The organism is Thioclava sp. F42-5, assembly GCF_002213195.1.
Taxonomy (GTDB): Bacteria; Pseudomonadota; Alphaproteobacteria; order Rhodobacterales; family Rhodobacteraceae; genus Thioclava; species Thioclava nitratireducens.
This window is the reverse complement of record NZ_NBNZ01000006.1, coordinates 155,811-167,925: the sequence shown is the minus strand read 5'-3', so window position 1 is coordinate 167,925 and position 12,115 is coordinate 155,811. Positions and strand designations below refer to the sequence as shown.

Annotated in this window: 12 protein-coding genes and 1 tRNA gene; 5 read left to right on the top strand and 8 right to left on the bottom strand. The window is 64.1% G+C overall.

The genetic code is table 11. From position 1 onward, the window contains the following. Positions 1-57 precede the first annotated feature (57 nt). Positions 58-597, bottom strand: coding sequence for a Hint domain-containing protein (locus B6V74_RS15650; protein WP_157771585.1), 540 nt, complete (start codon positions 595-597; stop codon positions 58-60). 173 nt (positions 598-770) lie between these two features. Here B6V74_RS15650 and B6V74_RS15645 point away from each other — a divergent pair. The 3 genes from B6V74_RS15645 to tig all read left to right on the top strand — a co-directional run bounded on the left by B6V74_RS15645 (position 771) and on the right by tig (position 3,751). Then, positions 771-854, top strand: a tRNA-Leu gene (locus B6V74_RS15645). A gap of 118 nt (positions 855-972) precedes the next feature. After that, on the top strand, positions 973-1,908 hold the full coding sequence (locus tag B6V74_RS15640; protein ID WP_088723328.1) for a hypothetical protein: 936 nt from the start codon (positions 973-975) through the stop codon (positions 1,906-1,908). 514 nt (positions 1,909-2,422) lie between these two features. After that, a complete protein-coding gene (gene tig, locus B6V74_RS15635; protein ID WP_075775047.1) occupies positions 2,423-3,751 on the top strand; it encodes a trigger factor in 1,329 nt (442 codons plus the stop codon). Between the two features lie 97 nt (positions 3,752-3,848). On the opposite strand, the gene B6V74_RS15630 is transcribed toward tig, so the two are convergent. The 6 genes from B6V74_RS15630 to B6V74_RS15605 form a co-directional block, all read right to left on the bottom strand. Then, entirely contained in the window at positions 3,849-4,139 is a 291-nt protein-coding gene (locus tag B6V74_RS15630) for a hypothetical protein (protein WP_088723327.1), read from the bottom strand. Between the two features lie 83 nt (positions 4,140-4,222). Continuing rightward, positions 4,223-5,386: a YihY/virulence factor BrkB family protein gene (locus tag B6V74_RS15625; RefSeq protein ID WP_077701246.1), complete on the bottom strand. Its 1,164-nt coding sequence runs from the start codon at positions 5,384-5,386 to the stop codon at positions 4,223-4,225. A 207-nt stretch (positions 5,387-5,593) separates the two neighbouring features. Further along, complete coding sequence (gene rplI / locus B6V74_RS15620; RefSeq protein WP_088723326.1) at positions 5,594-6,217, bottom strand: 50S ribosomal protein L9; 624 nt, start codon at positions 6,215-6,217, stop codon at positions 5,594-5,596. A gap of 12 nt (positions 6,218-6,229) precedes the next feature. Beyond that, a complete protein-coding gene (rpsR, locus tag B6V74_RS15615) occupies positions 6,230-6,454 on the bottom strand; it encodes a 30S ribosomal protein S18 (protein WP_038073027.1) in 225 nt (74 codons plus the stop codon). 22 nt (positions 6,455-6,476) lie between these two features. Then, complete coding sequence (rpsF, locus tag B6V74_RS15610; RefSeq protein ID WP_075775050.1) at positions 6,477-6,830, bottom strand: 30S ribosomal protein S6; 354 nt, start codon at positions 6,828-6,830, stop codon at positions 6,477-6,479. A 181-nt stretch (positions 6,831-7,011) separates the two neighbouring features. Further along, positions 7,012-7,878 carry a DUF1223 domain-containing protein gene (locus B6V74_RS15605; protein ID WP_240497126.1) on the bottom strand — a complete coding sequence of 289 codons (867 nt, stop codon included), beginning with the start codon at positions 7,876-7,878 and terminating at the stop codon, positions 7,012-7,014. Positions 7,879-8,160: 282 nt separating this feature from the next. On the opposite strand from B6V74_RS15605, the gene acnA reads away from it, so the two are divergent. Next, the gene (acnA, locus tag B6V74_RS15600; protein WP_075775052.1) at positions 8,161-10,911 is read left to right on the top strand and encodes an aconitate hydratase AcnA; all 2,751 of its coding nucleotides are present in this window, start codon (positions 8,161-8,163) and stop codon (positions 10,909-10,911) included. 296 nt (positions 10,912-11,207) lie between these two features. Beyond that, positions 11,208-11,819, top strand: a complete 612-nt coding sequence (locus tag B6V74_RS15595; protein ID WP_088723325.1) for a thioredoxin family protein — start codon at positions 11,208-11,210, stop codon at positions 11,817-11,819. 63 nt (positions 11,820-11,882) lie between these two features. Here B6V74_RS15595 and B6V74_RS15590 read toward each other — a convergent pair whose 3' ends face one another. Beyond that, positions 11,883-12,089 (bottom strand): cold-shock protein, encoded by a 207-nt coding sequence (locus B6V74_RS15590; protein ID WP_075775053.1) that lies wholly within the window; start codon positions 12,087-12,089, stop codon positions 11,883-11,885. Positions 12,090-12,115 lie beyond the last annotated feature (26 nt).

The following is a 12,115-nucleotide window of genomic DNA, read 5'->3' as shown; positions in this document are numbered from 1 at the left end:
GGCGAAGCGCATCACCCCCCTTGATACCGGCGGATATCGGTCGAAATCGCGTGCGGATCAGGCCTCGACGCCTGCGACCGCGGCGGCCATTTCCACGCCATCGACATAGATCACCTCGGGCGTCTCGAATTCCAGCACAAAGAGCCGCGCGCGACCTTGCCCCAGCGTGACATAATGCCCGTCGACGACCGATTGCGCAGGCAGAAGCGCCTCGCGCTTGCCGTAAATCACCTGCACCCGCCAGTCGCGCATCATCAACTGCGCGCCCTGTGCGATGATGAGCGGCGCGCCGGGGCGATCATGGCCAAGCGCGCCGGGCGAGATGCGGATCAGCGCGCCCACGTAATCGCCGGCCCGCAGCGCCTTGAGCCTGCAGGTCCCGCTACGGGTCACGATCCGGTCGCCGGGCTCGAGAAACTCCACGGGAATCGCTCCGTCCAGCGTGTAGACCCGTGCCCCGGCGGCGATCCCGGCGCTGAGATCCGGCTTCGGTTTGCGCATCTCCAAAGGCGAGGTGCGCGCTGCCACCTCCGGACCGGCCGGGCCCGGAAGAGCGTGACGTGGATTGGATTCGATGATCTGGCGGAGCATGGCCATGCCATTCCCCCGCCGTGGTGCCTGTCCCATGGCGATACCTGCTCTTGCCCACTCGTAACCTCGGCCTCTGGCGTGCCGTTGCGTAAAGGCTAACTCTCACCAACGCGTTAAGACGAGCAAAATCGCATCTTCCTCTTTCCGTACCCGCAAGCTGTTGCTATTACGCCCCTGATGCGGGTGTGGCGGAACTGGTAGACGCACCAGATTTAGGTTCTGGCGCCTTTGGCGTGGGGGTTCGAGTCCCTTCACCCGCACCACTCCCAACCTCCGGAATTTCCTACCATACCCTCGCCTTCTCCCGCGTGTACGCTAGTTTAAGATGGCTGCGCGGGCCGAATTGCCCCCGCTTGGATGACCGATTGCGTGGGAGAGGTGATGGTCGAAAGCCCGCAAACACCGCCTCGGCGGCCAGCCGAAGACACGTCGCCGGGCTTGGGTTCGCAGACATCCCTTCCCATCCGCGGGCTCACCCGCGACACGATCGCCACCGATCCGAATTTCTTCGCCGCGCAGCAGGCGGTGGCGGCAATGCTGCTCGACGTGCAGGCGCAGACACCGCGGATCGCGCGCCACATGGCTTCGCATCGGCGCTGGCTCGTGAGCCAGACCAGTTTCGCGCTGGCGATGAGGGCGAAGATGGAGCCCGGCGCGCCGGAACTGACGCCGGGACGGCTTCTCGCGGCGCTGACGCCTCATGTCGAGATCAACCGCAAGACGCTGAGCCAGTATCTGGGCGAGATGGAGGCGCATGGGCTGCTCGCCCCGCCGGACGAGCACAAAGGCGACGGGCGGCTGCGCCCCGTGACCACCACGCCCCTGGCAGAGCAAGGGATGCGGCGCTGGTGCGAGGGCCACCTGCACTGTCTCGATATCCTTGATGGCGGCGCGCGGCTGGACGCGGCCCGGCGCGACCCCGACCTCGCCTTCGCGATGCAGCGGCAGATGGTCGAGATCATCCGGGTCGATCCCGAATGGCACGCCCCGCCCGCGGCGATGGCGCATTTCCTCGGCTCCGACACGGGCGGGATGATGCTGCATGCGCTCACGCGGATGCTGCGCGATCTGCGCGAAACGGACGGGCGCATCTACCTCGAACAGGTCAGCATCGCCGATTTCGCCGCGCAGTTCCTGATCTCGGTCTCGAAGATCAAGCGCATGGTCCAGAAAGCCGAAGAGGCGGGCAACCTGGGATGGGAAGAGCCGCGCCGACGCGGCAGGCTCTGGCTCTCGCCCGATTTCATCCGCGCCCACTTCCGCCGGCAGGCAGTGAAGTTCGAAGCGGTCGAGCGCGCCTATCGCGCTGTCGCGTGAAAGTCACAGGCGGGTTGCGCGGGCGGGTGACGGGCGATCTGTCCGAAAATGACCGCTGAATTTCAAACACTTCTCGGTTAGGCTTACCTCTCGGGAAGATCGTGTCATTCTCGCTTCGGATCCGCGAACAAGGGGGCGGACCCTCCGAAGCTGCGGAAGATCACGACGGTGCGCCGGTTTGGCGCAATCCCGGTTTCGCGGCCGGAGCGACTTCGTGGGGTGGTGCGCCCCGGCCGCAGCTTTCCGAGCCCGCGCGCACCAGACGTTCATCGCATCGCCCGCCGCGCCAACCGCTGCACCTTCCTCCGTCGCGTCAGCGCCCCCCTGCCCGCTCCCTATCCCGGGTTCCTGCCCTCGCCCACGCGTACACCCTGCCCGGGCGTCATTTCACCGCTCGCAGGCCGCTCTGCGGCCCCTTTTCGCCTTGCCACCATGGCTGAGGCTCAATAGAAGGACGCCTGAAATTCGAGAACCGGCCGCGATCCGCGCGGCGCCCAGAGACAAAGGACAAACCATGCAGGTCACCGAGACCCAGAACGACGGCCTCAAGCGCGGCTACGAGATCACCATCACCGCCAAGGAACTCGACGAGAAGGTCACCGCGAAGCTTTCCGAAGCGCAGCCCGAGATCGAGATGAAAGGCTTCCGCAAGGGTAAGGTGCCGATGGCGATGCTGCGCAAGCAATTCGGCCCGCGCATCCTCGGCGAAGCGATGCAGGAATCGGTCGACGGCGCGATGAGCGAGCATTTCGACAAGACCGGCGACCGCCCCGCGATGCAGCCGAAAATCGAGATGAAAGACGGCGAGAACTGGAAAGAGGGTGACGACGTGGTCGTGACCGTCGAGTACGAAGCGCTGCCCGACATCCCGGACGTCGATCTTTCGGGCGTCAAGCTCGAGCGTCTGGTCGTGAAGGCCAACGAAGGTGAAGTGAACGAAGCGCTGGAAAGCCTCGCGGCAACCGCGAAGAACTTCGAAGCCAAGGATGGCAAGGCCGAGAACGGCGATCAGGTCGTGATCGACTTCGAAGGCTTCGTCGACGGTGAAGCGTTCGAAGGCGGCAAGGGCGAAGGCTACCCGCTGGAGCTCGGCTCGGGCTCGTTCATCCCCGGCTTCGAGGAGCAACTCGTTGGCGCGAAAGCCGGTGACGACGTCGAAGTGACCGTGAAATTCCCCGAGGAATACGGTGCGGAGCATCTCGCGGGCAAGGAAGCGCTGTTCAAGTGCAAGGTCCACGAAGTGAAGGCGCCGAAGGCTGCCGAGATCGACGACGAGATGGCCAAGCAGTTCGGTGCCGAAGACCTCGCCGCGCTGAAAGCCCAGGTCGCCGAGCGTCTCGAAGCCGAGTACCAGGGCGCCGCACGTCAGGTGATGAAGCGCGGCCTGCTCGACCAGCTCGACGATCAGGTGAAGTTCGACCTGCCCCCCTCGCTCGTGGAAGCCGAGGCCAAGCAGATCGCGCACCAGCTCTATCACGAAGAGAACCCGGACGATCACGGCCATGACCACGGCGAGATCGAGACCACCGAGGAGCACACCACCCTCGCCGAGCGCCGCGTGCGTCTTGGCCTGCTGCTCGCCGAAATCGGCCGCAAGCAGGAGATCGAGGTCTCCGACGCCGAGATGACGCAGGCGATCATGAACCAGGCACGTCAGTACCCGGGTCAGGAGCGCGCCTTCTTCGAATTCGTGCAGCAGAACCCGCAGATGCAGCAGCAGCTGCGCGCGCCGATCTTCGAAGACAAGGTCGTCGATTACATTGCCGGTGAAGCCAAGGTGGACGACAAGGAAGTCACCAAGGAAGAGCTGCAGAAAGAGATCGAGAAGCTCGACGAGCTGTGATCTCCGGGCGCTCAGCCCAAAATTAGCGAAGGCCGCCTTTCGGGGCGGCCTTTTGCGTTTCCGGGCGTGGTCCGGCGCGGAGCGCGGTCGCGCCGCATCACTCTGCGCCCGGCACCTTCAGGAATTTAGCGTTCGGAATGAGCGAGGGCAGCCCGGTCGCGGTCGCCACGTCGCGCAGGGTCTGCGCGGCCCGGTCGACCTGTAGGGACGCCGTGCGTTCCGCCGCCGGGTTGCCGGGTTCGATCCGGTCATGGATCGCGCTGCGCAGTACCTCGCCCACCGAGGCAAGCCGGTCGCGCGCGCCCTCGGGATCGTGCAGGTACAAAAGCCCGCCGGTCACGAGGATCGTGTGGGTCAGCGCGAAGTGGAGGATCGAAAACAGCCGCATCTCGGGGCCTCTTCAGGTTGCTTGCCCTCCGAGGTTCCCCTGCAAAAGCGGCGAATTTTGGGCCCGCTTCGGGCCAGCCGCGCTCAGCGTTTGCGCGAGGGCGCGGGCGCCACGGCATCGGCCACTGCCGCATTGCGCGCGCCCAAGGGAAGCGGCGCGCCAATGGTGCTGTCCTTCGCCGTCTGATGCTCCGCCTCGGAGTTGATCTCCGCGCCCACCAACACCGCCGTCGTCGAGAGCCAGATCCACATCATCAGCACCACCACCGCGCCGATCGAGCCATAGGTGCTCGAGTAATTCGCGAAGTTCGAGGTGTAGAAGGAGAACGCCGCCGAGACGATCAGCAGGAGCAGCGAGGCAACGATCGCCCCCGGGACGACCCAGATCCAGCGCGGCGCGTTGCGCGCGGGTGCGTAGCGATAGAGAAGCATCAGCATCCCCATCAGCACCAGTGCCATCACCGGCCAGCGTCCCCAGCGCAGCACCGCGTCGAAGGCGCCGCCCAGCGGGATGAAATCCAGCGCGACCGGCAGCACCGCCGCCACGAGGATCAGCGCACAGACCATCACGACCCCGGTAATCGTCATGCCCAGCCCGAAGAGATTGAGCTGCACGAAGCTCCGCCGCTCCCTCTCGCCATAGGCCACGTTGAGCGCCCCGATGATCGCCTTCACACCGCCATTGGCCGACCAGAGTGCCAGCAGAATGCCGAAGATCGAGGCGAGACCGAGCGCGTTGGAACTCGACCCGATCAACTGCTCGAGTTGGGTGCGGATCAGGCTCAGCGCCTCGGGCGGGACGACGTTCTTCAGCGCGTCAAGATCCTGCAGCATGGTCTGGCGGTCCGCGAAAATGCCGTAGATCGAGACGGTTGCGGTCAAGGCCGGGAACAGCGCGAGCAGCGCGTAGAAGGTCACGCCAGCCGCCACGGCCAGCACGCGATCCTCGTCAATCTGGCCATAGGCGCGCGCGGCGATGGCCTTCCAGCCTGCGCGGGGGATTGCGAAGGGGCTTTCTGCCTGACGTCCTAGCGCGCGATCGGCGGGCCGGTCGTAGCGGTCGGTGCGGGTGGCGGGAATATGCCGCGCACTGCGGCCTTCGGTCGGGCCGTGGATCGCGGCCTGCCGATCCTCCTGATAACGCCGCCACATGAGGTAGGCGCCGAAGCCCAGAAGCCCCGCCTGAACGAGCCTGTCGCGTGTGCTAGATGTCGCGTCGCGTGGGCTTCGCCCCGGTCGTTTCGTCATGCGCGTCCCCTGTTTTCAAAGCTCTGTAGGCTATTTAGGGGCCAACGCCGGATTGCGGTACGCGGTTCCGGGATCTGCGCCGCGCGTCTCGGCCCGAATATGTCTTTAGACATAATTCGCTGAACCATCTGCACAGGCAAGCATGAAAAAACCGCGCCCCGGAAGGCGCGGTTCTCTGTCTTTCGACTGAAGGGTCTGAGCGACCGATCAGGCGTTGTTGTCGTCTTCGGCCGACTCCGGGGTGGCAACGGGGCCGCCCTCGTCGTCGTCGGAGGTCGCGCCGCCGATATCGTCGAACAGTTCGGCGATCTCAAATTCGGCCGCAGCCTCTTCCTCGGCCGCCACGTCCTGGATCGACTTGCCCGACGCCTGCAGTTCGGCCTCTTCGGGCGAACGTGCGACGTTGAGCTGGATCTCGGCGACGACTTCGGGGTGCAGGTGCACTTCGACGTCATGCAGGCCGAGAACCTTGATCGGCTGGCGGATGATGACCTGCTTGCGGTCCACCGAGAAGCCCTGCTCGGAGGCGATGTTCGCCGCGTCACGGGTGGTGACCGAACCGTAGAGGTTGCCGCCGTCCGAGGCCGAACGGATCACGACGAAGGTCTCGCCGTCGAGCTTCGACGCCAGAGCTTCGGCTTCTTTCTTGGTTTCGAGGTTGCGTGCCTCGAGCTGGGCCTTGCGCTCTTCGAAAGCTTTGATGTTGCCTTCGTTGGCGCGCAGCGCCTTGCCCTGCGGCAGCAGGTAGTTGCGGCCGAAGCCGTCCTTGACGGTGACGACGTCACCCATCTGGCCGAGCTTGGCCACGCGTTCGAGAAGGATCACTTCCATCGGTCGGTCTCCTTATTTCACGGCGTAGGGGAGCAGGGCGAGGAAACGGGCGCGCTTGATTGCGCGGGCCAGTTCACGCTGCTTCTTCGCCGAGACGGCGGTGATGCGGGCGGGGACGATCTTGCCGCGCTCAGAGATGTAGCGCTGCAGAAGACGGGTGTCCTTGTAGTCGATCTTCGGCGCGTTCTCACCCGAGAACGGGCAGACCTTGCGACGGCGGAAAAACGGTTTTGCCATGGTGTCTACTCCTGTCTACCGATCAACGGCGCTCGCGACGGTTGTCGCGCTCGTCGCGTTTCTGCATCTGGACCGAGGGGCCCTCTTCGTGCTCGTCGACCTTGATGGTCATGACGCGCATCACGTCGTCGTGCAGACGGGCCAGACGCTCCATTTCCTGCACGGCGGCCGACGGGGCGTCGGTGCGCAGGTAGGCGTAGTGACCCTTGCGGTTCTTGTTGATCTTGTAGGCCATGGTCTTCACGCCCCAGTACTCGGAATCGACGACTTTGCCGCCGTTGTCCGACAGGACCGTGGAGAAATGTTCGACAAGGCCTTCGGCCTGCGCGTTGGACAGATCCTGACGCGCGATGAGGACATGCTCGTAAAGCGGCATGCGAACTCCTGTATTTCGAGGCGGCTTCAACGTTGGGCGATGATACTTCCGCATCCCAACACGAGAGGCTCCGCCGGTTCATAGCAAACGCGGAAGATGCGGCCTTATACGGGATGGGCGCAGGGATGCAAGGAAAAATCCGGGGGCCTGCGGGGCGCATTTCCGCCCTGCCCTGCCCGGCTCAGTCCAGCTCACCCGCGGCGAGGATGGGTCCGGGCAGCGGGCCATGTTCGCTCGCCAGGGATTCCTGAACGATCACCACGGCGGGCGCGTCCCCGTCGACATCGACCGAGAGCGTAACCGGCTTGCGCCCGTCCCATTCGGCGATTCCGGTCAGGCTGGTGACGATGTTCTTGTAGGTCACCGTGCGCCCGGCATTCTCGCCGCGCAGGATGTCGACCGTGGCCGAGGGCTTGTAGCGCACGAGCTGCACCATTGCGGGCGTCTCCAGCGCGTCGACCGGGGTCAGCTCGATCTCGTAATGATCGCCCTCACCGGTGATTTTCAGATCGACCTCGGGATGGACATCGGTCTCGCGCAGGATCGCATTGTTGAGCGCCGCTTTCTGCGGTCCGACCAGCGTCTCGCGGCCGGCGATGATCATCTGCGGCGTGTAGACCGTGCGCTCACCGGCGGCAATCGCATAGGATTTCTGGCGCGCGGAGAATTCCGGCTTTCCGAAGGGATCCTTCCAGCCGAGGTAGTCCCAGTAGTCGACATGCAACGCCAGCGCGATCACGTCGTCGCGGTCGGCAAGCTCCTTGAGAAGCGCGTCCGCCGGCGGGCAGGACGAACAACCCTGCGAGGTATAAAGCTCGACCACGACGGGGTTTTTCTCCTCGTCGTCATTCGGGTCGGGATTCGCGGGCGCAGCCTTGGCGGAGGGCTCGGATTTGGCAGGCGCCATCTGATCGAGCAGCGCCCCGGACGCATCGAGACGCATCCCAGGCGGCGCATCTGCCGCCCCTTGCGCATAAGCGATTAACGCGGAGCTGACCAGCCCCACGGCACATGCAGCTCCGATCGCGGTCAAACGTCCTGCGCGCACTCGAAAAATTCTCCTCAATTCGCCGTCTTTATACTTAGCGTTTCTGCTCTGGCCATGCCTAATCAATGTTTTGAGAGTTTTCTTTCTGTCCGAACGCGCAAAACGATATAAATCAAACGTATCCGGCTCGGGATTGGATCAAAGTGACGCGAGGTCGCCTGAGAGGCCGCTTTTGTGTGCAACGGTATACAAAAAATGGTCCGACCCTCTTGAACGGATCGCGCGCTTGGGGCAAACACACGCCAGCGACACCCTTAGGACCCTTGAAGGGAGGCCATTCTCATGCCCATCGTTACCGGTAAGGATACCGCGAAGACCCGCCGCGAACTCAGCGTCGGCTCGAAGACCTATGCTTATTACTCGATCCCCGCCGCCACCGAGGCTGGCCTGGGTGATTTCTCGAAGCTGCCCGCCTCGCTGAAGGTGGTTCTGGAGAACCTTCTGCGGTTCGAGGATAACGGCTTCACGATCTCGACCGACGACATCAAGGCCTTCGGCGAATGGGCCGAGAAGGGCGGCAAGAACCCGCGCGAGATCGCCTACCGCCCCGCCCGCGTGCTGATGCAGGACTTCACCGGCGTTCCCGCCGTGGTCGACCTCGCCGCGATGCGTGATGGCATCAAGGGTCTGGGTGGCGACGCGCAGAAGATCAACCCGCTCGTGCCCGTCGACCTCGTGATCGACCACTCGGTCATGATCGACGAGTTCGGCAACCCGCGCGCGTTCCAGATGAACGTCGATCGCGAATACGAGCGCAATATCGAGCGCTACAAGTTCCTCAAGTGGGGCCAGACCGCGTTCGAGAACTTCCGCGTGGTTCCGCCGGGCACCGGCATCTGCCACCAGGTGAACCTCGAATACCTCGCCCAAACCGTCTGGACCGACAAGGATCAGGACGGCACCGAAGTCGCCTATCCCGACACGCTCGTGGGCACCGACAGCCACACGACCATGGTCAACGGCGCGGCCGTTCTCGGCTGGGGCGTGGGCGGTATCGAAGCTGAAGCCGGCATGCTCGGCCAGCCGATCTCGATGCTGATCCCGGAAGTCGTGGGCTTCAAGCTGACCGGCGCGATGGTCGAAGGCACCACCGGCACCGACCTCGTGCTGAAAGTCGTCGAGATGCTTCGCGCCCATGGCGTGGTCGGCAAGTTCGTCGAATTCTACGGCGACGGCCTCGACCACCTGCCGCTGGCGCAGCGCGCGACCATCGCCAACATGGCCCCCGAATACGGCGCGACCTGCGGCTTCTTCCCGGTCGATGACGAAACCCTGCGCTATCTTGAGCAGACGGGCCGCGACAAGGACCGCATCGCGCTGGTCGAAGCCTATGCCAAGGAAAACGGTATGTGGCGCGACGCGGATTACGCGCCGATCTACTCCTCGACGCTCGAGCTGGACATGAACACCATCGTTCCGGCGATCTCGGGCCCGAAGCGTCCGCAGGACTATGTCGCGCTGACCAAGGCGGCCGACGCATTCGAGAACGTCGTGGCCGACTATCGCGGCATCGACATCTCGGAAGACGCCAAGGACATGGCCGACGAAGGCCCGGCCGCGACCAAGTCGGTCTCGATCGGCAAGACCGCCAAGGTCGAAGGCGAGGATTACGAGCTGCGCGACGGCTCGGTGGTGATCGCCTCGATCACGTCCTGCACCAACACTTCGAACCCCTACGTGCTGATCGGCGCGGGCCTGGTGGCGCGGAAAGCGCGTGAACTGGGCCTCAACCGCAAGCCCTGGGTGAAGACCTCGCTGGCACCTGGCTCGCAGGTCGTGTCGGAATACCTCGAAGCCGCTGGCCTTCAGGAAGACCTCGACGCGGTTGGCTTCAACCTCGTGGGTTACGGCTGCACCACCTGTATCGGGAACTCGGGTCCGCTCCAGCCGGAAATCTCGAAGGCGATCAACGACAACGACCTGATCGCGACCTCGGTGCTCTCGGGCAACCGGAACTTCGAAGGCCGGATTTCGCCCGACGTGCGCGCCAACTACCTCGCCTCCCCGCCCCTCGTGGTGGCCTACGCGCTGGCTGGCGACATGAACATCGACCTGTCGAGCGAGCCGATCGCCCAGACGCCGGATGGCAAGGACGTCTACCTGAAAGACATCTGGCCGACCGACAAGGAGATCGCCGATCTCGTCGAGAAGGTCGTCACCCGCGAGAAGTTCCAGTCGAAATACGCCGACGTCTTCAAGGGCGACGAGAAGTGGCAGGCTGTGGAAGTCGAAGGCGGCGAAACCTATGACTGGCCCGCCAGCTCGACCTACATCCAGAACCCGCCCTACTTCAAAGGCATGTCGCCGGAAGCAGGCACGATCTCGAACATCAAGGGCGCGGGCATCCTCGCCGTGCTGGGCGATTTCGTGACCACCGACCACATCTCGCCGGCGGGTTCGTTCAAGCCCGACACCCCGGCCGGGAAATACCTGGTCGAGCGTCAGGTCGCGCCGAAGGACTTCAACAGCTACGGTTCGCGCCGTGGCAACCACGAAGTCATGATGCGCGGCACCTTCGCCAACATCCGCATCAAGAACGAGATGCTGGACGGCGTCGAGGGCGGATTCACCAAGGGCCCCGACGGCGAGCAGACCACGATCTTCGACGCGGCGATGGCCTATGAGAAAGCCGGCAAGCCGCTGGTGATCTTCGGTGGCGAGCAATATGGCGCAGGCTCCTCGCGCGACTGGGCGGCGAAGGGCACCAACCTGCTCGGCGTCAAGGCCGTGATCGCGGAGAGCTTCGAGCGTATCCACCGCTCCAACCTCGTCGGCTTCGGCGTGATCCCCTTCGAGTTCACCGAAGGCCAGACCCGCAAGGATCTGAACCTGACCGGCGAAGAAGAGGTTTCGATCGAAGGTCTGGAAGGCGAAATCAAGCCGCAGTCGATCGTGCCTTGCACCATCACCTACAAGGACGGCACCACCAAGGAGATCAAGCTCAAGAGCCGGATCGATACCGCGGTGGAGATCGAATACCTCAAGAACGGCGGCGTGCTGCACTACGTGCTGCGCAACCTCGCCAAAGCCTGAGGCTGACGGTCACAGAATTGGAAAAGGCCCCGCGAGCGCGGGGCCTTTTTCGTTCGGGAGGAGCGATCCGACTTTCGCCCGGGTGTCCAGCCCGGGCCGCGCCCGACCTCCCCGCCGGGAGGGCGCGACTGCACTGCACCACTGAGACTAGGCCGTCGGGGCGATGGAGAAATAAAGTTCCCTCGCCCACGTCTCACGAGCGCCCACCCGAGGTCAGGCGCGGCCCTCAGCGCGCGATTCCCGCCATTCGCCCGGTCTGTGCTATACTCGGCCCCTCACGAAGGGAGGACGACGCGATGAACAGACGCGAGATGTTGGCCCTGACAGTCGGAGCGATGACGGCGGGAGGCGCGTTGGGAGGCGCGCGGCCCGCGAGGGCGGAGGCGGTGATGGGCGATGGCGGGCTCTACCGGCAGCCCTTCTTCCACGAAGGGTTCCTCGATCTGGGAGAGGATCTTCAGGAGGCTGCGGATCAGGGCAAGGGGCTGATGGTGATCTTCGAGCAGCGCGGCTGTCCCTATTGCCGCGAGATGCATCTGGTGAATTTCGTCAAGCCAGAGATTACCGGGCTGATCGAGAAGAGCTATCTGGTGGTGCAGCTCGATCTCTGGGGCGCGCGCGAGGTCACCGATTTCGACGGCGAGGCCTTGGAGGAGCGCGCGCTGGCGCAGAAATGGGCGGTGAACTTCACGCCGACGCAGGTGCTGATCCCCGCCGCGAATGCGGGCGCGCAGAGCCTGCGCGAAGCCGAGGCATTCAGAATGCCGGGCTATTTCAAGCCCTTCCATCATCTGGCGGGACTCGAATACGTGGCCAGCGGCGCCTATGCCGATCAGCCGTTCCAGCGCTTCCTGCAGGACAAGTTCTCTGAACTCAGCGCTAAGGGCATCGACCCGGACGTCTGGTAAGAGCCAAATGAAAACGGCCCGCGCGATTGCACGGGCCGTCTCAAACCGTCACACGGGCTCAGCTTACGCGAGCGCGAGGTTACCTGCCGACTGGCGGCCGTCACGGCCGGTTTCCAGATCGTAGGTCACTTTCTGACCGTCATCGAGACGCTGGATGCCAGCGCGCTCAACGGCGGAGATGTGAAGGAAGATGTCCTTGCCGCCATCGTTCGGTGCGATGAAGCCATAACCCTTGGTGCTATTGAACCATTTCACGGTGCCTTCGGCCATCGTGAGTCTCCTATTAAATTATGCTG

Bases quoted from the DNA above. Each gene is read 5' to 3' on its own strand.
- B6V74_RS15650 (WP_157771585.1), bottom strand. From the start codon at position 597: ATGGCCATGCTCCGCCAGATCATCGAATCCAATCCACGTCACGCTCTT.
- B6V74_RS15640 (WP_088723328.1), top strand. From the start codon at position 973: ATGGTCGAAAGCCCGCAAACACCGCCTCGGCGGCCAGCCGAAGACACG.
- tig (WP_075775047.1), top strand. From the start codon at position 2,423: ATGCAGGTCACCGAGACCCAGAACGACGGCCTCAAGCGCGGCTACGAG.
- B6V74_RS15630 (WP_088723327.1), bottom strand. From the start codon at position 4,139: ATGCGGCTGTTTTCGATCCTCCACTTCGCGCTGACCCACACGATCCTC.
- B6V74_RS15625 (WP_077701246.1), bottom strand. From the start codon at position 5,386: ATGACGAAACGACCGGGGCGAAGCCCACGCGACGCGACATCTAGCACA.
- rplI (WP_088723326.1), bottom strand. From the start codon at position 6,217: ATGGAAGTGATCCTTCTCGAACGCGTGGCCAAGCTCGGCCAGATGGGT.
- rpsR (WP_038073027.1), bottom strand. From the start codon at position 6,454: ATGGCAAAACCGTTTTTCCGCCGTCGCAAGGTCTGCCCGTTCTCGGGT.
- rpsF (WP_075775050.1), bottom strand. From the start codon at position 6,830: ATGCCGCTTTACGAGCATGTCCTCATCGCGCGTCAGGATCTGTCCAAC.
- acnA (WP_075775052.1), top strand. From the start codon at position 8,161: ATGCCCATCGTTACCGGTAAGGATACCGCGAAGACCCGCCGCGAACTC.
- B6V74_RS15595 (WP_088723325.1), top strand. From the start codon at position 11,208: ATGAACAGACGCGAGATGTTGGCCCTGACAGTCGGAGCGATGACGGCG.
- B6V74_RS15590 (WP_075775053.1), bottom strand. From the start codon at position 12,089: ATGGCCGAAGGCACCGTGAAATGGTTCAATAGCACCAAGGGTTATGGC.